We start from the raw sequence: 20,615 nt of genomic DNA on the forward strand, positions 1-20,615 counted from the left end.
ATAATTAAAATTTTTTTGAAAACTTTCTTGACGACCCCCTGAAAAACCAGTTTAATGCGCCCCGTTGCCCAGATAGCTCAGTCGGTAGAGCAGGGGATTGAAAATCCCCGTGTCGGCGGTTCGATTCCGTCTCTGGGCACCAAATACCGAAAACCCTGAATCGCAAGATTCAGGGTTTTTTTATGCCTGTGATTTGATCGAGCGCCACGCCGGCCTTTCTTCTACGACGTTCTTTTACAGACGGAAGGCTTAACGGCGGTAGCTATGAGCTTTAATCAATGGGATTTCCTTTGCAAAGAGGACTGAATCCAATGGCATCCCCGACGAAACTACAAAAGCGATCAAAACGCGCCAAAATAAAAGCCAAACAACAGCGCGTGGAACGCAGCATACCCCTATCGGCACGGCCTAATAGTCGTCCTGAAAACATTGGCTCGATCCAGTGGTTCGAGCAACTGTTTGCTCAATTTCGGGAAGCAGAAAAACGCAGCCGTAAAGCATTTTTCGTAGCTCTGTACACTTCTCTCGCTGATTTGATTTCGCTTAATCACGATCTCGAATCAGAGCTCACCGAATCGGAAGACCCTTCAGAAGCAATGGCAGTGCTCTGTCGATGCATTGTGGTCGATTATCGAAAGTGGGCCCATGGCGCAACGGAGGCCGAAACCTTCGAGTGGCTTACGAGGCCTGACGTGATTGAGGATATTACTCAGGCCAAGATTGACGCGATTACCGAGTTCACAGCAGATTTTTCTGAAGATGAAGAATAGCTCTGCTCGCTAACGAGCAAGCCAGATAAGCGTTGTCACAAGGACGTGAAAACCATGAGCCAGAAGAAAACCCGCATCCCCCTGCCCCACCCGCCGCCACCGACACGTCACACCGAATGGCTGCTGATCTTCGTCAGCATCATGGTGATCGTAGCAGCGAGCCTGCTTGGCTATATGGTCATCGCAGGCCTGATCGAGGGGCGGATCAGCAACATGAGTCGCGGCGCGTCCTATGAGGTTTACAGCCTTGCACAGCAGCCGCGTCACTTCTGGTTCACGATCATCGGGCATACCTTTTGGGTTTCCGTGCTGATCACGATGGGCGTAGGCACGATCTGGCTGGTTCGTAAGATCGACGCAACGCCCCAAAAACCTCCCCGTCGAAAATAAACACCCCCTCAGACTTACAAAAAAACCGCTGCCTGCGGTTTTTTTGTGTGCGCGGTTTTTGAGTTTATGAGCCAACGTATTGATCGCCGCTCCAATGCAGATTCAGATCACGGGCAGGACCACTTCCGACGTCCACCGTATTACGCCGTTCTTGGCCGTGACGCGTAGTGATCACCGTGTATTTACCGGCAGGTAGCTGCACATAGACCAGAGGACCGGCCTGATTCAGCGTAAACACCGAATGCCCTTGGGCGTTCTGAACGACCACATCCACGTCGGGAATGTACTCATTCGCCGGCCCGACCGAGAAACTCATGCGCAGGTTGTAGCCGTGGTTTTGCTGAATGAACCGTGACTCATCCAGGCCAATGCCTCCCGACAGGTAATTGATCCCATTCTGCTGTTCCTGCTGGATCTGCACACCAGTGCTGTCGACAGGACCCGCCGGCGTGGCATGAGCCATGACCGGAAACATCAACGCACCAACAGCGGCGATGGGCAACATGAATGAAAGGATGTATTTCATGATGGCGACTCCCGGGTTCGGAAGAACCCAATCGTTACCTTTTTTTAGATTTCTGACAGGGTGCTCAGTTTTAGATTGATTCGAATCCAAGGTCACAGCGAATAGGACTACGCGTTGTATTCCTCAAACGTAGGAAGCAATCGACCGGGTCCTGCAAATCAGATCGGCAATTCCTTCCAGGTTTTCGGCAACGCCCGGCATCGCTGACAGGGCCGTAATTGGCAAGCTTTCCGCCAGTTCATACAACGGCGGAAGACTTCATGAGCAGAGTTACACCCGACAACACGCAAGACCCACACATTGCGTCATTGCTTGGCGAACTGGGCGAGCTGATTCGCCAGGCGCGGCAAAAAGTATTGAGGGCGGTCGATACCGCGCAGGTGCAAACCTGCTGGCAGATTGGGCGGCATATTGTTGAGTTCGAACAGCAGGGGGCTCGGCGGGCGGTGTATGGCAAGCAGTTGCTGTCGACATTGGCGAAAGATCTGACTGCGCAATTTGGGAAAGGCTTTGATGCATCGAACCTTCGCTACATGCGGTTGTTTTATCAGGCATTTCCGATTTGTGACGCACTGCGTCACGAATTGAGCTGGACCCATTACCGCCGACTGCTACGCGTCGACAGTGACAACGCCCGCAACTGGTACATGGACGAAGCCGCCAACCAGAACTGGTCCAGCCGCGCCCTGGAACGCCAGATCAACACCCTCTACTACGAGCGCCTGCTGATGAGTCGGGACAAGGCTCCCGTCATGACCGAAGCCGCTACCAACATCCATGCGATGGCCGAAAGCCCCCGGGAATTCATCCGCGATCCCGTCATGCTGGAGTTTCTCGGCCTGACCAACGCAGGGCTCGTTCTGGAAACCGAACTCGAACAAGCACTCATCGAGCAACTGCAGGGCTTCCTGCTGGAGCTTGGTAACGGTTTCGCCTTTGTTGCCCGCCAGCAACGCATAAGCACCGAAGGCAGAGACTTCTACATCGATCTGGTGTTCTACAACTACCTGCTCAAATGCTTTGTCATCTTCGATCTCAAGCGCGGTGAACTGACCCATCAGGATGTCGGGCAAATGGACATGTATGTGCGCATGTACGACGACCTCAAACGCAGCGATGAAGACGGACCGACCGTCGGCATCATTCTGTGCGCGCAAAAAAACGAGTCAGTGGTGCGCTACTCGGTGTTGCAGGGCAATGAACAACTGTTTGCCAGTAAGTACAAACTGGTACTGCCAAGTGAGGATGAATTGCGGGCGGAGCTGGATCGAGAGCGGGCTGCAATTGAAGAGCGGTTACTCAACCCGCAATCATGATTAGCGCTGACGGATTGTTCACAAGCGGCACGAAGACTATCGTTGGCAGCTATCCGCAAAGGTTCGAAGTCGATGAATTTGCAGGACACATCCTCACTGGCGCCAACAGAGTTGGCGCCATCTGCTTCCGGCAGTCCATTCAAGGAACCCGCCGCTGACGGCTATATCCTCGGAGGTTTCACTTGGCGACACGCCCATCCGAACGCAAATCGCCCGGTCGTGATCATCAACGCCGCCACCTCAGTCCGTTGCCGCCACTACTCGCGCTTCGCCGACTACCTGTTCGCCAATAACTTCGACGTCATCACCTACGACTACCGTGGCATTGGGGAGTCTCGGCCGGCATCACTCAAAGGGCTCAACGCCACATGGTCCGACTGGGGCGCCCTGGATTTCGAAGCGATGCTCAAGCGTACTCAGCGCGAATTCCCCGGTCAGCCCATCGATGTGGTCGGCCACAGCTTTGGCGGCTGTGCGGCGGGCCTGGGGGCCTCTGGTCACTTGATCCGGCACTTGGTGACCGTGGGCGCGCAGTTCGCTTACTGGCGCGACTATGCGCCCGCTCATCGCTGGCGGATGTTCGGCAAGTGGCATGTGGTGATGCCACTGGTAACGATGGTTTGCGGATACTTTCCCGGCAAACGCCTCGGCTGGCTCGAAGACACACCCGCCGGCGTCGTTCGCGACTGGAGCACGCCCACCGACCGCTACGAGAAGCGCCCCAGCGGCCGCGTAATCCACGCAAAGCACGGCTGGCTCCCGTTCGCCAATGTCACCGCGAAAACCCTGGCGATCAGCATCAGCGACGACCCTTACGGCACCATCCCGGCCATCGAACGCCTGCTCGGTTACCTCACCGGCGGCACGACCACCCATCTGCGAATCGAGCCGAAAGACATCGGCGAGGAAGAAGTCGGACATTTCGCCTTTTTTCGTAGCCCATACCAAGCCACACTATGGCCCATTGCATTGTCCTGGCTGCAAAACGGCGAACTGGCCCCCGACACCCCCGGGCGGCGAGTGCCACGCGGCTGAGTGACCTGCCCTCTCAACGAAATACGGAACGACGCCCATGGCCTCCGCCAACAAGCAGCAAAAACGCGCCACCCGTGCCAAAACCAAGGCCAAGCAGAACCGCACCCAACGGGCCGCTGCGCCGGTCGAGCTGGACCCGAACGATGATCGCATCGACTTCGAATCGGTGGACCTGACCGAGCTGTTCAAAGAAATGATCGACGCGCAGAAGATCAGCCAGCAAGCGATGTGCGCGGCTTTTCTTGAACACCCGCTGCTCGCATTGGTGCTGGAGCAAGAAGGCGAAGAAACAGCGACAGACTTCATCCTCGCGGCACTGATCGAGTATCGCCAGTGGTCCGCCGAAGTGGACGAAGCCGCCGCCCTGGCGTGGATCGAATCCCCAGCCTTCCAGGCTGACTACGTGGCGGCGTCCGACGCCATCGCAGCCCAAACCCAACAGAAATAGAACTGAGTCCCCATGGCATCCCTGAACAAGCAACAGAAACGCGCCAAACGCGCCAAGATCAAAGCCAAGCAAATCAACATCCACGGCCGCAAACCCGCCGCGCTGGACGATGACCTCGGTGAAATCGGCGAGCCAATCCCGGAATACACCCTGGCGATGTTCAGCAAAATGCGCGACGCCGAGGCCATCGGTCGCAACGACATGCTGCTGACTCTGCTGACGAACCTCGCCGACATCATCAGCGACCACCCAGAACTGCTGGACATGGAAAACGCCGACAACGAAGCCATGGCCGCCACTCACCTGGCAGCCGATATGCTAATCGACTACCGCATGTGGGCCGACGGCATGGACCGCGACACCGCCCAGGCCTGGCTGACCGATCCACAGTTCATCACCGACTTCGGCACCGCGCTCGACAGCTATCGCGAATCGCTGGATGCGCAGGAAGAAAAGGCTGAATGATCAGCCTTTGAGTAGAAACAAAAACGGCCGCTAGTCATCACTGACAGCGGCCGTTTTGCATTACGCGGTGTGAATCAGTTCAACACCACCGGTCCAACCTTCTGCAGTTTGCGGCGACGAGCCACGAACAAGCCGACCGCCACGACCAGCAAACTCAGGAAACCGGTCGCGAGGATTTCCACGCGGTGGGCTTCCTGGAACAGCATGATGGTCAGGGCCGCGACGATGAAGACGATCACCGCGTAGGTCAGGCCCGGGAACAGCCACATGCTGAAGGCGATTTTTTCGCCGCGTGCCATGCGCTGCTTGCGCATACGCAATTGGGAGATCGCGATCACCAGGTACACCAGCAACGCAATGGCGCCGGAGGTGGCCAGCAGGAAATCGAACACGGCGGCTGGAGCCACGTAGTTGGCGAATACTGCGACAAACGCGGCGGCAGTGGACAGGATCACGGCCCAGTACGGCGTGCCGCTTTTGTTGGTGCGTTGGGAAACGGCCGGTGCATCACCGCGCTTGCCCAGGGAGAACATCATGCGCGAAGCGGTGTACAGCGCCGAGTTCAGGCAGCTGGTCACAGCGACCAATACAACGATGTCGACGATCAGCTTGGCGTTCGGGATGCCCATGCGTTCAAGCACAGTCTGGTAGGAACCGACGGCGGCCAGAACCGGGTCATTCCAAGGCACCAGGGCCACGACGATGAAGATCGACACGAGGTAGAACAAACCGATCCGCCAGATCACCGAATTGGTGGCCTTGGAGATTTGCTGGCCAGGGTTCTTCGATTCCGCGGCCGCGATGGTCACGATCTCGGTGCCCATGAAGGAGAACATGGTGGTCAGGATCGCGCCCAATACCGCGCCCATGCCGTTTGGCAGGAAGCCTTGGGTGTCGAACAAGTGCGAAACTCCGCTGACCTGGCTGTTCGGCAGGAAGCCGAAAATCGCCAGAATGCCGAGGCCGATGAAACCGATGATCGCGATGACTTTGACCAGGGCGAACCAGAACTCGAACTCACCGTAGTTTTTCACGCTGAACAGGTTCGTCACCGTCAGCAACAACGTGATGACCAGAGTGAACGCCCAGATCGCCACATTCGGGAACCAGGCATGCAGGATCGTCGCGGCGGCGTTGGCCTCCAGCGGAATCACCAACACCCAGAACCACCAGTACAACCAGCCGATGGTGAAACCGGCCCAGTGACCGATCGCGCGATCGGCGTATGTAGAGAAGGAGCCAGTATCCGGCGAGGCCACGGCCATTTCGCCAAGCATGCGCATGACCAGCACGACTAGAGCGCCAGCGGCGGCGTAGGCCAGCAGCACGGCTGGACCGGCAGCGGCAATGGCATGACCCGAGCCGACGAACAGCCCGGCGCCGATAACCCCGGCGATCGACAACATGGTCACATGACGCGGTTTGAGCCCCTGTTCGAGGCCATTAGAGCTTTGGGTACTGCTCATTGAAACTACCTTTGCAAAGAAAGCGATTCAGTCCACCGCGTCTGGCATTTCTTTCTCGTAAAAAGAATCCAACGGGGCGTTCCTTATTCTGCACGCAATAATTGCGCCAAAATGTTACAGACTCCCCAGAACCGCGGCTCTCCGGCTGACTGGGCGGTCATCGCAAGTCATTGAGATTAATGGCAATTCGCCAGAGCGTTACCCAGCGACCCACTTGTAGAACGAACCAGCGCACCAGAAACACACTGAAAAAATGTGGGATGCACAATAAAAGTGCAGATCAGGAACGTTTGGCCGGTTAGCGCTTCCAACACCCCGCCAAAGCTGGCAACATCGCGCCTTTTTTTACGCGACACCCGCCGGGCAACTGGTTCAAACGGCTGTTCGGTTGATAGCAGCGCGACACACTGCTGTACCGATGCGACAACCTGCCACACACCATCCGTTTACCGCCCGTAGCGCTGTTGGCTGCCATTCGAACGCTATGCTAGCTTGGCCGCCTCGCCAGGAAGGCCGCCAACAGCAGGAGCGAAACACTATGAGGAACGCACATGGCTGAGGCCACGCCCGCGCTTGAAATCCGCAACTTGCACAAACGCTACGGACAGCTTGAGGTGCTCAAAGGCATCTCGCTGACCGCCCGCGACGGCGATGTGATCTCGATCCTGGGTTCCTCCGGTTCCGGCAAGTCCACGTTCCTGCGTTGCATCAACCTGCTGGAAAACCCGCATCAGGGCCAGATCCTGGTGGCCGGCGAAGAACTCAAACTCAAAGCCGCGAAGAACGGCGAACTGTTTGCCGCCGACGGCAAACAGATCAATCGCCTGCGCAGCGAGATCGGTTTTGTGTTTCAAAACTTTAACCTGTGGCCGCACATGAGCGTGCTCGACAACATCATCGAAGCCCCGCGTCGCGTGCTCGGCCAGAGCAAAGCCGAAGCCATCGAAGTCGCCGAAGCCTTGCTGGCCAAGGTCGGCATCGCCGACAAGCGTCACGCCTACCCGGCGCAATTGTCCGGCGGCCAGCAACAACGGGCGGCGATTGCCCGCACATTGGCGATGCAGCCCAAGGTAATCCTGTTCGACGAACCCACTTCCGCCCTTGACCCGGAAATGGTCCAGGAAGTACTTAATGTCATCCGCGCACTGGCCGAAGAAGGCCGCACCATGTTGCTCGTCACCCACGAAATGGGCTTTGCCCGTCAGGTGTCCAGCGAAGTGGTGTTCCTCCACCAGGGCCTGGTAGAAGAACAAGGATCGCCACAGCAGGTGTTCGACAACCCGCTTTCGGCACGCTGCAAACAATTCATGTCCAGCAACCGCTAACGGAGCTACCCGCATGCAGAACTACAAAAGAATCTTCCTGGCTGCCGCCGTCACCCTGGCCTTCAGCGCCGGTGCCGTCGCCGAGACCTTGAAGATGGGCATCGAAGCGGCCTACCCGCCGTTCAACAACAAAGATGCCAGTGGCAATGTCGTCGGCTTCGACAAAGAAATCGGCGACGCCCTGTGCGCCAAGATGAAAGTCGATTGCACCGTGGTCACGTCCGACTGGGACGGCATCATCCCGGCCCTGAACGCCAAGAAATTCGACTTCCTGATCTCCTCGATGTCGATCACCGACGAGCGCAAGCAAGCGGTCGACTTCACCGACCCGTACTACTCCAACAAACTGCAATTCATCGCGCCGAAAAACGTGGACTTCAAAACCGACAAGGATTCCTTGCAAGGCAAAGTGATCGGCGCACAACGTGCGACCCTCGCCGGCACCTGGATGGAAGACAACATGCCCGGCATTAAAGTCAATCTCTACGACACTCAGGAAAACGCTTACCTCGACCTGACTTCCGGTCGTCTGGACGGCATCCTGGCGGACAAGTACGTCAACTACGAGTGGCTGAAAAGCGACGCCGGTCGTTCGTATGAATTCAAGGGCGACCCGGTGGAAGAAAGCGACAAGATCGGTATCGCTGTACGTAAAGGCGACACCCTGCGTGCGAAGCTGAACCTCGCCCTGAAAGAAATCGTTGAAGACGGCACCTACAAGAAGATCAACGACAAGTACTTCCCGTTCAGCATCTATTGATTCTGACCTGCCTGACCGGCGCCGTTCGCTAACGGCGCCAGTCTTTGGCATTGCCTGCCGCGATTTGAAAAGAAATCCATGATTATCGACCTCTACGGATTCGGCCCGGCGCTCGCCGCTGGCGCGCTGATGACTGTGAAACTGGCACTCTCGGCCCTGTGCCTGGGGCTGGTGCTCGGTCTGCTCGGCGCCTTGGCCAAGACTTCTCCGCACAAGCCGTTGCAATGGCTGGGCGGCACCTATTCGACGCTGGTTCGCGGCATCCCGGAATTGCTCTGGGTGCTGCTGATCTACTTCGGCACCGTCAATTTGATGCGTGCCCTGGGCGAGTTTTTCGGCAATCCCGATCTCTCGCTCAATGCCTTTGCCGCTGGCGTGATTGCGCTGGGTCTGTGTTTCGGCGCATACGCCACGGAAGTGTTTCGCGGCGCGATTCTGGCGATCCCCAAAGGGCACAGTGAAGCTGGCGTGGCCCTGGGCCTGTCGAAATTCCGCATCTTCACCCGACTGATCATGCCGCAGATGTGGCGCATCGCCCTGCCGGGTCTGGGCAACCTGTTCATGATCCTGATGAAAGACACCGCACTGGTGTCGGTGATCGGCCTGGAAGAAATCATGCGCCACGCGCAAATCGGCGTGACCGTGTCGAAACAGCCATTCACCTTCTTCATGGTCGCTGCCTTTATGTACCTGGGCCTGACCATTCTGGCCATGACCGGCATGTACTTTCTGGAACGACGCGCCGCTCGCGGCTTCGCGAGGAGCACCCAATGAACTGGGAAGTCATCATCAAATGGCTGCCGAAACTGGCTCAGGGCGCGACGCTGACCCTGGAACTGGTGGCCATCGCCGTGATCGCCGGGTTGCTGCTGGCGATTCCGCTGGGCATCGCCCGCTCGTCGCAGCGCTGGTACGTGCGGTCATTGCCCTACGCCTACATCTTCTTTTTCCGTGGCACACCGTTGCTGGTTCAGCTGTTCCTCGTCTACTACGGCCTGGCGCAGTTCGATGCGGTGCGTAACAGCTCGATGTGGCCGTACCTGCGCGATCCGTTCTGGTGCGCCACGGCGACCATGACCCTGCACACCGCGGCCTACATCGCCGAGATCCTGCGCGGCGCGATCCAGGCGATTCCGCCGGGCGAGATCGAAGCGGCGCGGGCACTGGGTATGTCCCGGCCCAAAGCGCTTTTCTACATCATCCTGCCCCGAGCCGCGCGCATCGGCCTGCCGGCCTACAGCAACGAAGTGATCCTGATGCTCAAGGCCAGCGCCCTGGCCAGCACGGTGACCCTGCTGGAACTGACCGGCATGGCCCGCACCATCATCGCCCGGACCTACCTGCCGGTGGAGATCTTCTTCGCCGCGGGCATGTTCTATCTATTGATGGCTTACGTGCTGGTTCGCGGCTTCAAGCTGCTGGAGCGCTGGTTGCGCGTCGATGCCTGCCAGGGGCGCTGATTCCTCCTACGTGCTGACGGGTGAGGCCCTACTCGCCCGTTTCGCCGCGCTGGATGCTTTTCTGATTGAGCATCAGGCACTGTGGAAGCCTCGGCCGTTTACTTATCTGCGGCTTCCTTGGGAAACGTCCCACCCGTCGTTGTCTCTATGGCTACGCGGGCGATCGTTGGACGATGCGGAAAGCAGTCATCACCAACCTCATTTACTCGATGCGCCGGAACCGTTTGCTTCATTGGCGGCGTTGTCGTTTGAGCTGAGTTCGGTGGGTAAATTGCCGGGGCATGCGCTCGAGGCGGCCAGCCATCGGTTGAATGTCGATGTGCCGGGGCGCAAGTGGCAGCAGATCGAGGCGTTTGCCAGTCGGTTGTCGTTTGCTGAGGCGCCGAAGCACTGGCTGGATTGGTGTTCCGGCAAAGGCCACTTGGGCCGGCGCCTGCTACAAAACGGGCAACAACTGACGTGCCTGGAATATGACCCTTCTTTGGTATCGAGCGGCCAGGCACTCAGCCAACGCCATCAACTGCATGCGCTGCATATTGAACAAGATGTGCTCGCGGCCGGCGCGGCTTACTTATTGAATGCCGAACACACGCCGGTAGCGTTGCACGCTTGTGGTGATCTGCATGTGCGACTGATTCAACTCGCCAGCGCCGTGGGCTGCAAACAACTGGCTGTCGCGCCTTGCTGTTACAACCGGATAAACCTGGAAACGTATGAGGCGCTTTCCTCGGCTGGTTCGCGATCCGGCCTACAGCTATCTCTCAACGATCTCGCGTTACCGATGAGCGAAACCGTTACCGCCGGTGCTCGCGTCCGACGTCAGCGTGACACCTCCATGGCCCGGCGCCTGGCCTTTGATCTGCTGCAACGGCAACTGCGCGGCATCGACGAATACCTGCCCACCCCTTCCCTGCCCAGCGCCTGGCTGGATAAATCCTTCGCCGACTACTGCCATCATTTGGCCGCACTGAAGGACTTATCCACAATTGGCCCGCAGGAATGGCCAGCCCTCGAAGCCGCCGGCTGGCAGCGACTCGCCGAAGTACGCAATCTGGAGCTGTTGCGTGGCCTTTTCCGACGCCCGTTGGAGCTGTGGCTAGTCCTTGATCGGGCACTTTTCCTACTCGAACAGGGATATACCGTTCGCCTCGGCACCTTCTGCGAAACCCCACTTACCCCGCGCAATTTCCTGCTCTTGGCTGAGCGCGCTTAAACAATCACAGCCTGTGGATAACTCTGTTGATGAAATTATCGTGGATCCAATAAATGCGCTGTTTCGCGCCTGAAACACAACTGTTCATTTTTCGTACACAAAAATAAAAAACTCTAAAAACAGGGATTCGCGCACAAATGAGAATAAGTCCACAAAATCGCGACTGAATGCACTTATCGACCATGTCGTTGTGCATAAGCATTCAATCAAAAGGACATAACCGCCGAATTCCGGACGCCATCAGCGGAAAATTGCGCCCGGCAACCGCCCTTGTTATACAGGCGGACACTCCGACTGACAGGAAGCCACAGTGACCTTCATTTCTTACGCTCAGAATTTCGAAGACATCCGCCTGTGGCGCGCCCTCAAACAGTTCGAAAATGGCTTCTACATCGACGTCGGCGCCAACGACCCCACCCACGATTCCGTCACCAAAGCGTTCTACGACCGTGGCTGGACCGGCATCAACGTCGAACCGATGCAAACCTACTACGACGCCCTGTACCAACAACGCCCCAACGACACCACCCTGCAATGCGTGGCCAGCGACAGCGCCGACGACCTCATCCTCTACGGCATCCCCGGCACCGGCCTCTCCACCGTCGACCCGGCCACCGGCCAGGAACGCACGGCCCTGGGCATGGACGTCCATCGCCAAACCGTCAAGGCTCGCACCCTCACCTCCATCTGCGAGCAATATGCTCAAGATCGCCCCATTCACTTTCTGAAAATCGACGTTGAAGGCCACGAAGAAACCGTCCTGCGCGGCATGGACTTCGCCACCTGGCGCCCCTGGATCATCCTCATCGAAACCCCATGGGCCCGCGACCACACCTGGGAACACCTGGTCACCGACGCCGGCTACGAGGCCGTCTTGTTCGACGGCATCAACACCTGGTTCCTAGCCAATGAACATCTGGACCTCAAACCCGCCTTCTACATCCCACCGTGCAACCTCGACAACTTCCAGCTCTGTCAGGGGCATGCCCTCAGCTACCCCGTCAGCGACGCCGAACAACAACTCGCCGCCGCCCTGCAACGAGCCGAACACGCCGAAGCACAGCTGCGTGCGATGCAAAATAGCCGGGCTTGGAAAGCGATTCAGAAACTCAAGAAAGCACTGGTTCGCGGGTAACCTGAGGGTCGAGTAAAAATAGTCTGAATTCAGGGGTTTACAGAACCAACGCAATCGCTATAATCGTCGCCCTAACACGCCGGTATAGCTCAGTTGGTAGAGCAACTGACTTGTAATCAGTAGGTCCCGGGTTCGACTCCTGGTGCCGGCACCATATAGAACAAGGCTCGCAGCGATGCGGGCCTTTTTCGTTTCTGATCCGGGGTTACGCCGGGGTTACGTTTTCGATAAATCTTCAGCAATGTCGATCTATCGTTTCTCGTTTTCAGAGTCGCGCAGGCTGCGCTCCGCCACGAGTAATTTGGCGCGAAACTGCGAGCCGGCTTAATAGCGCTCAATTCAACCAGTCTTTCGCGCGTAGCGAGCTGAAGAGTCCTGCGAGAAAACTTCGAGCCTTGGCGAGAAGCGATTCTCTGAGCCTTCAAACGGGCTTGCTCCATGCGTTACCGACGGTCTTCTCCATCAAGCCATTTAGACAAAAAGACCTAAATGTCCGGACTTTTCGGACCAGTACGCGCGCGTGTATGCGCGCGCGCGGTAAATAGCAAGGGCAATTCGCCCCTCCGGGCGATACAACGTACTGCTACGCTTTCCTCTCCACGGAGGAAACACAATGCTGAACTCAGACCTGCTCCCATCCTTACTCTTCAAAATCAACGAAAACCAACTCGCCCTTGAGGCCGCCATCATGGAGCTTTCAAACTGGGTCGAGGCACGTGGCGCGACAGATATCGCTGACAACATTCGCGGCGCCCTGGACACCATCGACAAGAACGAAGAGTTCATCAAGATGACGCTCGCAGTGATGATGGCGCCGGAATGACCGCGATAGGCCAGCTCAATATACTGTACGGTCCATCAGGAGATCACTAGCCGTGGAATTCAAAGCGCTTTCGCTGCCCCATCTCGACGAACTTTCCACGGCGATCTTGGCGAGTACGAACATCACATTCGTAAGAGAGAAGTTGAGTTTCCTGCTCGATTATTACCAGGTCATCAATTACGAGATGAATTATGACCGGGCATTTTGGCGGGCACGAATATGCCCGACCGACACAGGCTTTGAGCGCGTTGGTGAACTGAACCATCCTCCTTCCCAATACACTGTCGCTGGCCGGTTGAATGAGGAAAATGCCCCCGTCCTCTATTTGTCAGCCAACCTGATGTCTACCTTCGAAGAAATAGGTGCTTCGCAGGGTGACTTCTTGCATGTGGCAGCGTTTGAGCAACGGCCTAGCGAATTGCTGAGATGTGCAATGATCGGCGAAATCACCCATGTTCATCGCTGGGGCTCAGGCTTGACCTCAGAGATGGTTGGGCAATTGATTAACAAGCAGCTAAATCAGATGTCCCATGATTTCGGAAAGAGCTTCGTGTTCACTGACTCATTTCTTTCCTCAATCCTCAAGGACAGATTAGCCCGGCAAACGCAGTATCTTCACTCAAGAACGCTTGCCAGCCTTCTCTTCGAGCGCAATCCTGGCATCGATGCAATTGCCTACAGCGGTGTCGCCTCCGAAGCATCAAGGAACTATGCGATCAAGCCGATAGCGGCTGAGAGAAATTTGCAGATCTCAGCGAGTTTCGTCATCAAAATCATTAAAAAATACAAGTTTGGAATGTACGATTTTGACGTGCTCCGAAACGCTCAGGGGGTTGAGTCCGATGGCCGCATCATCTGGTAATGCCAACTGTTGATAGTGAGGGGTGTTATCGGCTGAGAATTGTAAGCGTCTGGCCAACACACCTTCCGAACTCCAGCATTAAGGGCGATGGTGTCCGCGTATTTTTAAGCGGACGCTATCGCCCTTAACGTCAGGATTTCCATGCGTCAACGAAGCTCTTATCCCAAATCGTTCAAAGCCCAGGTTGTTCAGGAATGCCTGCAACCAGGCGCGACCATCTCCGGCGTCGCCATCAGCCATGGCATCAACGCCAACGTAATTCGAAAGTGGATGCCGCTGTACCGGGATCAGCCGCCAGCGGTGCTACCTGCTTTTATTTCAGTGAAATCTACGCCAAAACGGCAGGCTGAAACGTTGGCGATTATTGAGCTGCCATTTGGCGAGCAATCGATCTCAGTGAAATGGCCAACGTCCGATCCTGAAGGGTGCGCCCGCTTTGTCCGTGGGCTCACGCAATGATTCGCATCGATTCCATCTGGCTCGCCACCGAACCCATGGACATGCGTGCAGGCACTGAAACTGCGCTGGCCAGGGTGATTACGGTGTTCGGTGCGGCGAAGCCGCACTGCGCTTATCTGTTTGCCAATCGTCGCGCTACCCGCATGAAAGTACTGGTGCATGACGGGATTGGTGTCTGGCTGGCTGCGCGTCGGTTGAACCAAGGCAAGTTTCATTGGCCTGGCATTCGACAAGGCTGCGAAATGGAGCTGGATAACGAGCAACTTCAGGCCTTGGTGCTCGGCCTACCTTGGCAACGCGTTGGAGCTGGCGGTGCAATCACACTGCTTTAAGACGCTGTAATTAGCGCCTTGGCCTACTGCCGCAAGCGATCTGCTTTGGTAAAATCCAAGGCATGACTTCCTCGTCCAATCTCGATCAAATGCCCCCCGATCAACTGCGCGCCTTCGCGGCGCAGTTGCTGTCGCAGGTCGACACGATGGGCAAGAAGATCCAGCGGATCGAAACAGTCAACGAACAGCTCACCCACGAAATCGCACTGCTCAAACGGCACAAGTTCGCCAAGCGCAGCGAACAGCTGAGCCCTGACCAGGGCAGTTTGCTCGACGACCTTCTGGACACTGATATCGCGACTATCGAAGCCGAGTTGAAGGCGGTCAATCCGTCTGCCGCAACGCCTGCACTGCGTCAGCAGCCTAAGCGTGCGCCGTTGCCGCCGCAGTTTCCACGCACCGTGATCCGTCACGAACCAGAGAACACCCAGTGCGTGTGCGGCTGCCAGCTTCAGCGCGTCGGCGAAGTCGTCAGCGAGAAGCTGGACTACACGCCAGGCGTGTTCACGGTCGAGCAACACGTACGTGGAAAATGGGCCTGCCGCGAGTGTGAAACGCTTATCCAGGCACCGGTGCCGGCGCAAGTGATCGACAAAGGCGTCGCGACCGCAGGCCTGTTGGCTCATGTGATGGTGGCCAAGTTTGCTGACCATTTGCCGCTGTATCGGCAAGAGAAAATCTTTGGCCGTGCCGGCTTGGCTATTGCTCGCTCGACACTGGCGCAATGGGTCGGCCAAACCGGCGTGCAGCTCCAGCCGCTGGTCGATGCGTTACGCGAAACGGTACTTGCCCAAGGCGTGATCCACGCTGACGAAACGCCAGTGCAGATGCTCGCGCCCGGCCAGAAGAAGACCCACCGTGCTTACGTCTGGGCTTACTGCTCTACGCCTTTTTCGCCGCTCAAGGCAGTGGTTTATGACTTCAGCCCGAGCCGTGCGGGCGAACATGCGCGCAACTTCCTTGGCGAGTGGAATGGCAAGCTGGTGTGCGACGATTTCGCCGGCTACAAAGCAAGCTTCCAGCAAAGCATCACTGAAATCGGCTGCATGGCGCATGCCCGCCGCAAGTTCTTCGATCTGCATGCGACCAACAAAAGCCAACTGGCCGAACAGGCGCTTCACTCGATTGGCGGGTTGTACGAAATCGAACGGCAAGCGCGGGATATGACCGACGAAGATCGCTGGAGAATACGTCAGGAAAAAGCGGCGCCGATACTGAATGCACTGCATACCTGGATGCTGGCCCAGCGCGATCTTGTGCCCGAAGGGTCGGCTATCGCCAAAGCTCTGGATTACAGCCCAAGCGCTGGACGACACTGGCTCGATATCTCGAGGACGGCGCCGTGCCCATCGATAATAACGCGGTCGAAAATCAGATACGGCCGTGGGCACTTGGACGCTCGAATTGGTTGTTCGCCGGGTCACTACGCAGCGGTAAGCGGGCAGCTGCGATCATGAGCTTGATCCAGTCGGCACGCATGAATGGGCATGATCCGTATGTCTATCTCAAAGATGTGCTGACGCGGCTGCCGACGCAACGTGCGAGTGAGATTAACGAGCTGCTGCCGCAAAAGTGGACGGCTGTTTAACCACGCGGTGCGTGTTTCCCTTATTTAACGATATCCAGATATATTGACCCCTGCACGTGTGTGCATGGAGGCTTGCTTTGCTTAGGAAATTACTAATCGGTGTACTAGCGCTTTTGGCGCTCGTAATCGTGACTATCGCGCTGATAGCCGCGCTGCAGGCTGCCAACCGCTCCCCATCCTATGGCGTGCCGCTCGAAATCGATGGCCCAGTAAGCACGACCAACTTAGTGGTACGTGTAAGCAAACCTGACACCTACACCTTGTCTCTGAGTTACCCATACATCGACGGTGTCGAACGGAAAAAAGCTTGGGCGCTTGCAGGAGGTGATTCCCTCAAGGACGGCTTATGGCAAGAGTCGGGTTCGCCCTTTGTTTTTCAAATCCGCATTAATGAAATCCCCAGCGGAAAAGAGATGTTGAACCAGCAAGTCACCCATCCAAAATTGACCTCGTGGGGGAGCGGAGATTTAAATGCCGACTTGATTCGTATAAAACTTGAAAGTGGTCGTTATCAAGTATTTGTGCAGCGCTCTGGGAACTTGGCCGAAGCGCCGCCAGCCGAACTCCAGCTTCAGTTTCATAGGGCATATCAAGGAAAGTGAAGTGGGCTTACTGAGTTGAGCGCATACGTTATACGGCGCTTGCGGGCAGTATTCTTAAATTCATCACAACGCATTTCTAGGTTTGCTGGAATTGGCCAGCAATGCTGTACCGGTCGCGTATTCCATGTGTCAATCATAGGAATTGATTCAGGCAAGATGGGTTTGGCAGACGCTTACAAACGGGCGGTAGCGATCATAAGTTTAATCCAGTCGGCACGCATGAATGGGAATGATCCGTATGCCTATCTCAAGGATGTGCGTATGCGACTGCCGACGCAGCGAGCAAGTGATATCGGGCAACTGCTGCCGCATCAGTGGACGCCTGCCTGAATTACACAAACCGTGATGCTTGTATGTTTACTTATTAACGCTGGCCAACACTTCTGGCAAAACCAAATAGATATTTCAGAAAATCCACGGCACCCCATGCCCATCCTCCGAGCACAAAGCACGCTACTAGCACCGAGTTAAAAATGGCGATATCAGGAAAGGGGCGCTTCGATATGCCAGAGCAGGTAAGCGCCAGAATGAAGAGTGCCAGCAGGAAATAAGTGACTGTCGTTCCCAACAAATAAAGCACGCCACGCAAGGTGTAGCGGTTAATCCACTGCTCCAGATTTTCGCGGTTTAGCGCTGCCCAACTTAAATGGAAAAGCGACGCATAGGCAAAGCACACCAACAGGTAGCGGGTGACCCTATCACTGAGGGGAAACCATGAGAAGGGGGGGAAGGGCTTTAGGGCTTGGCCGTAGCTGAGGTTTCCAGCGCCCAGTGCGTAAAGTCCTAACCCCAATAGCAGGTACAGCACAATCAACAAGACGGTTTTCAAATAGCCTCCTGAGGACAGTCCGGTGTCAAGGCGCTCCCTGTAAAACCGCAGCAGGCGCCCGTGATTCATTTCCAGTTAACCGCCAGCAGCACCTCCAACTGATTCTGCTGCGCTGGGTCAGGATCCTCTCCGCCCCCGGTAAATACTTTGGGCGACGCCATGCTGTTACTGGCGTTGACCTCAACCATGCCGGCTGAATATACATGGTCTGAATAAGGGCGTCGTTGCAGCTCCCTCCATAGGCACTCTGATTTTTGAGGGAGGCGGCGCTCAAAAAAATTCACTCTGGTCACTCAGGGTTTTGCTCTTGGGCACCCCAAGACTTCATTATTCTCAGGCTGACAAGGGGACTTTGCCGGACGCTTACTGAGAATTCAACCGGTTGTGACCTTGGTGATAGGCAGAGATCGGCCAAAGGAGGACGCTCGCCTTAGTGTAGCTTGCAGACAGAAGCGGACATACTGAGTAATAGTGCCAAAAGAGAACTGTAGACCATGCCCTATGGGGCGCAATATCGGGAAACATGTCGGGGACTAATTAAGGGCGTTGCATTGAGTTGATAAAACATCTCAAGTATTCGCCTCAATATCAGCAATCAAACCTACCTCATCCCGGTGTATAGCACACTATCTGTTTATCAGTATCTAAGCGTGACAAGTCAATAAAGGTCACCAGCAATAAAAGCGTAGCCACCATTATATTAACCCGAAACGCTTAAATATTAATGGATCACCGGGTGTTACGACTTTTCGTACCTGATGCTGACTCTTGTTTCTCATTAGACTCACGAACAATAAAACTTACGGAACTTTCAAGCCTCAGCCCAGATCTAATTGACTCAGGCCATTCTTGCATGGCTTGTTGAGCTTTGATGACCTGCTGCGCCAATACACTTGACTTTTTCATGTTCCCCGCTCCGTATTTAGTCTGCTGAGAGTTTAACATCCAGTTTCGCAAGAAGGTTTGGAATTTCACGACCGACTATCAGTTGTTCAAGCTGAAGGTAGGTGTCGATATACCGAACGATACGGGGCTGATGACCCATTTCCCGCCAGTCTACGGCTTTCCCATCGTCATCTTTACGCGGCCGACTCGGCTCGAAGATTTCTTGATACTGACGTGGGGCGATGCCTTGGAACGGCTCAAAATTCACCTGGGTTCTCGATGCGGTCGGGGCATCAATGCTAATCGAGTCCTGGTGTAGCTGCTTAGCTTTGCTTTTCGGATACGGCTCGATATAAACGACACGCTTGATTCCACTCGCCACAATATGCCGAGCACACATATGGCAGGGAAATGTTGTGCAGTACAGCGTCGCTCCAGCGACGGATACCCCTAAGCGCGCGGCGGACATCAGCGCAGCCATCTCAGCGTGAACGCTCCTGCCAAACTCTAGGATATTCATTATCCTACTGTTTTTAAGTATTTTTTTGTCTGCCCCGGAAATCAAATTTTGTACCAATGAGCTAATATCTTTTTCTGTTGCCTTGGCCGAAAGTAAGCCATTGGTATTTAGGCGTTCGAGCATTTCTCCCAAAACCTGTACCCGCTCGTCTGCCATTGAGTCGACACCTTTTTGGAAATCACGGGCGTCATCTTTATCCCCCGGCCAATACAAATCGCCTCCGGACTTAGGGACGTCGTTGCATCCTACTGCGATGATATCTCCCTCTGGTTTCAAGATAGCAGCGCCAACTTGTCGGTTTAGATCTGCTGACCGCAGCGCGGCAGATCTGGCGTGATATATGCCGTGCTCGTCGCGTGAGGGAGTGAGGAAGGAATTCCCAAATATGAGTTGTAGAAAACGGCCTATCTGAAAATCTATAGTTGATTTGTTCCTCCCGTCGACAAAAAGGTCAGCTAAGGGAAAAGCATCTTTTACATCTTGGCCGAGAGGGATGCTTTCTTCCTGTTCGTCCTTTTGAACTAACGCCTCGGCAATCGCTCGTGGATTAGTTCCAACTCCAAACTGGGACCTGCTTATTTTTTCTGATAAGGCGGTTACGCGGACATCGCGAGGCGAGTAGACCGAAATAAGAAAAAATCCTTTTCCATACACGGCCCGAAGCATTTCAACTTCTTTGGGATGCTTCAATGACCTCAAAATAAACGCGTGCCTTGAGGGCTTGCCACCGCTGTGGTCATCTCGAAGCTGCCGGATTGCTGCTAATCCCAGCATCGCTACCGCGGCGCCCTCATTACCCTCAACCCTGAGCCTTGTTCCCGCATCCATGAGCGCAGTTATGCGTTCAGCTTCAGGCTTCGAGTTGTGAGAAGTATCAAAAAAGCTTTCTATCTGTTCGCTGAGCCTCACGACATGAGGAGTGTACTCGAGGCCATTCAGTTGGCTTTTCAATACCGCGATAACGGGGTCAAGGTTTACGCCAATCGGCCCTACTAACCCAAAGACCAGCTCGGGGTCTTTCTTGGGAGTTAAAGAGGAGACCTCCACTTCGGCGGGCGAGTTCTGATCAAGTTTTCGCCTATTTCGTTTTCTGCCTTCTGTGGATTTTTCTGCCATCACATCACCAAATTTTTGGTTTTATCGGTCTGACGGATGCGTCAAAGGAAAGCAGGATGCCTTATCGGTTTACAGCACCTGTGTCTGCAATCTTTACCTTAGCTAGTTTTTCTCAAATATCCTGTTGCCGGAAGGCGAATTACAAGTTGAGAGAATCTTTCCCCTCGATGCTTCCAAACCTTGAAAGCGCTCTGTGATGAATGGCTGCTACCGGCCGAGGCTGTGTAAAAACGTTTTAGAGCAGCTATGACGGTCAGAACCAGAACGAAAATCGCGTTCCTACGCAAATG

Annotated in this window: 22 protein-coding genes, 2 tRNA genes and 2 pseudogenes; 21 read left to right on the top strand and 5 right to left on the bottom strand. The window is 55.5% G+C overall.

The window, feature by feature from the left end:
• The first annotated feature begins 66 nt into the window (after positions 1-66).
• From BK667_RS01820 to BK667_RS01830, 3 genes are all read left to right on the top strand, one after another.
• Positions 67-142 (top strand) — tRNA-Phe (locus tag BK667_RS01820).
• 169 nt (positions 143-311) lie between these two features.
• A complete protein-coding gene (locus BK667_RS01825) occupies positions 312-770 on the top strand; it encodes a hypothetical protein (RefSeq protein WP_123596635.1) in 459 nt (152 codons plus the stop codon).
• Positions 771-824: 54 nt separating this feature from the next.
• The gene (locus tag BK667_RS01830) at positions 825-1,160 is read left to right on the top strand and encodes a hypothetical protein (RefSeq protein ID WP_123596636.1); all 336 of its coding nucleotides are present in this window, start codon (positions 825-827) and stop codon (positions 1,158-1,160) included.
• 64 nt (positions 1,161-1,224) lie between these two features.
• Here the strand turns inward: BK667_RS01830 and BK667_RS01835 are convergent, their stop codons facing one another.
• Complete coding sequence (locus BK667_RS01835; RefSeq protein ID WP_123596637.1) at positions 1,225-1,686, bottom strand: carboxypeptidase regulatory-like domain-containing protein; 462 nt, start codon at positions 1,684-1,686, stop codon at positions 1,225-1,227.
• A 260-nt stretch (positions 1,687-1,946) separates the two neighbouring features.
• Here BK667_RS01835 and BK667_RS01840 point away from each other — a divergent pair, with 260 nt between their 5' ends.
• The 4 genes from BK667_RS01840 (at position 1,947) to BK667_RS01855 (ending at position 4,950) form a co-directional block, all read left to right on the top strand.
• Positions 1,947-3,002, top strand: a complete 1,056-nt coding sequence (locus tag BK667_RS01840; RefSeq protein ID WP_123596638.1) for a PDDEXK nuclease domain-containing protein — start codon at positions 1,947-1,949, stop codon at positions 3,000-3,002.
• A gap of 72 nt (positions 3,003-3,074) precedes the next feature.
• Positions 3,075-4,037, top strand: coding sequence for an alpha/beta hydrolase family protein (locus tag BK667_RS01845; protein WP_123596639.1), 963 nt, complete (start codon positions 3,075-3,077; stop codon positions 4,035-4,037).
• Positions 4,038-4,074: 37 nt separating this feature from the next.
• Positions 4,075-4,485: a hypothetical protein gene (locus BK667_RS01850; protein ID WP_123596640.1), complete on the top strand. Its 411-nt coding sequence runs from the start codon at positions 4,075-4,077 to the stop codon at positions 4,483-4,485.
• Positions 4,486-4,497: 12 nt separating this feature from the next.
• Positions 4,498-4,950 carry a hypothetical protein gene (locus tag BK667_RS01855; protein ID WP_123511238.1) on the top strand — a complete coding sequence of 151 codons (453 nt, stop codon included), beginning with the start codon at positions 4,498-4,500 and terminating at the stop codon, positions 4,948-4,950.
• A 74-nt stretch (positions 4,951-5,024) separates the two neighbouring features.
• On the opposite strand, the gene gabP is transcribed toward BK667_RS01855, so the two are convergent.
• Complete coding sequence (gene gabP, locus BK667_RS01860; protein ID WP_123596641.1) at positions 5,025-6,416, bottom strand: GABA permease; 1,392 nt, start codon at positions 6,414-6,416, stop codon at positions 5,025-5,027.
• Positions 6,417-6,967: 551 nt separating this feature from the next.
• Between gabP and BK667_RS01865 the strand changes: the two genes are divergently transcribed.
• From BK667_RS01865 to BK667_RS01930, 14 genes and pseudogenes are all read left to right on the top strand, one after another.
• Positions 6,968-7,741, top strand: coding sequence for an ABC transporter ATP-binding protein (locus BK667_RS01865; RefSeq protein WP_123511241.1), 774 nt, complete (start codon positions 6,968-6,970; stop codon positions 7,739-7,741).
• A gap of 13 nt (positions 7,742-7,754) precedes the next feature.
• The gene (locus BK667_RS01870) at positions 7,755-8,501 is read left to right on the top strand and encodes an ABC transporter substrate-binding protein (RefSeq protein WP_123511243.1); all 747 of its coding nucleotides are present in this window, start codon (positions 7,755-7,757) and stop codon (positions 8,499-8,501) included.
• A 78-nt stretch (positions 8,502-8,579) separates the two neighbouring features.
• Positions 8,580-9,275 carry an ABC transporter permease gene (locus BK667_RS01875; RefSeq protein ID WP_123596642.1) on the top strand — a complete coding sequence of 232 codons (696 nt, stop codon included), beginning with the start codon at positions 8,580-8,582 and terminating at the stop codon, positions 9,273-9,275.
• Complete coding sequence (locus BK667_RS01880) at positions 9,272-9,961, top strand: ABC transporter permease (protein ID WP_123596643.1); 690 nt, start codon at positions 9,272-9,274, stop codon at positions 9,959-9,961. Before BK667_RS01875 ends, BK667_RS01880 begins: the two co-directional genes overlap by 4 nt.
• Positions 9,942-11,174 carry a methyltransferase gene (locus BK667_RS01885; RefSeq protein ID WP_123596644.1) on the top strand — a complete coding sequence of 411 codons (1,233 nt, stop codon included), beginning with the start codon at positions 9,942-9,944 and terminating at the stop codon, positions 11,172-11,174. The genes BK667_RS01880 and BK667_RS01885 overlap by 20 nt, the downstream gene beginning before the upstream one ends.
• Positions 11,175-11,484: 310 nt before the next feature.
• Positions 11,485-12,309, top strand: a complete 825-nt coding sequence (locus BK667_RS01890; RefSeq protein ID WP_123596645.1) for an FkbM family methyltransferase — start codon at positions 11,485-11,487, stop codon at positions 12,307-12,309.
• A 78-nt stretch (positions 12,310-12,387) separates the two neighbouring features.
• Positions 12,388-12,463, top strand: a tRNA-Thr gene (locus BK667_RS01895).
• Between the two features lie 459 nt (positions 12,464-12,922).
• Positions 12,923-13,132: a hypothetical protein gene (locus BK667_RS01900; RefSeq protein WP_123596646.1), complete on the top strand. Its 210-nt coding sequence runs from the start codon at positions 12,923-12,925 to the stop codon at positions 13,130-13,132.
• A gap of 52 nt (positions 13,133-13,184) precedes the next feature.
• Positions 13,185-13,994: an RES domain-containing protein gene (locus BK667_RS01905; RefSeq protein WP_123596647.1), complete on the top strand. Its 810-nt coding sequence runs from the start codon at positions 13,185-13,187 to the stop codon at positions 13,992-13,994.
• Positions 13,995-14,135: 141 nt separating this feature from the next.
• Positions 14,136-14,453: an IS66-like element accessory protein TnpA gene (gene tnpA, locus BK667_RS01910; protein WP_123596648.1), complete on the top strand. Its 318-nt coding sequence runs from the start codon at positions 14,136-14,138 to the stop codon at positions 14,451-14,453.
• Entirely contained in the window at positions 14,450-14,785 is a 336-nt protein-coding gene (gene tnpB, locus BK667_RS33435; protein WP_148060121.1) for an IS66 family insertion sequence element accessory protein TnpB, read from the top strand. The genes tnpA and tnpB overlap by 4 nt, the downstream gene beginning before the upstream one ends.
• A 62-nt stretch (positions 14,786-14,847) precedes the next feature.
• Positions 14,848-16,373, top strand: a pseudogene (gene tnpC, locus BK667_RS01920) (IS66 family transposase).
• A gap of 128 nt (positions 16,374-16,501) precedes the next feature.
• Positions 16,502-16,975 (top strand): DUF5625 family protein, encoded by a 474-nt coding sequence (locus tag BK667_RS01925; protein ID WP_148060122.1) that lies wholly within the window; start codon positions 16,502-16,504, stop codon positions 16,973-16,975.
• 177 nt (positions 16,976-17,152) lie between these two features.
• Positions 17,153-17,305, top strand: a pseudogene (locus BK667_RS01930) (transposase domain-containing protein); the annotation flags it as partial.
• 34 nt (positions 17,306-17,339) lie between these two features.
• On the opposite strand, the gene BK667_RS01935 reads toward BK667_RS01930, so the two are convergent.
• The 3 genes from BK667_RS01935 to BK667_RS01940 form a co-directional block, all read right to left on the bottom strand.
• Entirely contained in the window at positions 17,340-17,804 is a 465-nt protein-coding gene (locus BK667_RS01935) for a hypothetical protein (RefSeq protein WP_148060123.1), read from the bottom strand.
• A gap of 729 nt (positions 17,805-18,533) precedes the next feature.
• Complete coding sequence (locus tag BK667_RS33195; RefSeq protein ID WP_185058160.1) at positions 18,534-18,710, bottom strand: hypothetical protein; 177 nt, start codon at positions 18,708-18,710, stop codon at positions 18,534-18,536.
• A 16-nt stretch (positions 18,711-18,726) separates the two neighbouring features.
• Positions 18,727-20,325, bottom strand: a complete 1,599-nt coding sequence (locus BK667_RS01940) for an anti-phage dCTP deaminase (RefSeq protein ID WP_123596651.1) — start codon at positions 20,323-20,325, stop codon at positions 18,727-18,729.
• Between the last annotated feature and the right edge of the window lie 290 nt (positions 20,326-20,615).

The sequence above is a fragment of the Pseudomonas frederiksbergensis genome (assembly GCF_003732705.1).
GTDB classification, from domain to species: domain Bacteria; phylum Pseudomonadota; class Gammaproteobacteria; order Pseudomonadales; family Pseudomonadaceae; genus Aquipseudomonas; species Aquipseudomonas frederiksbergensis_F.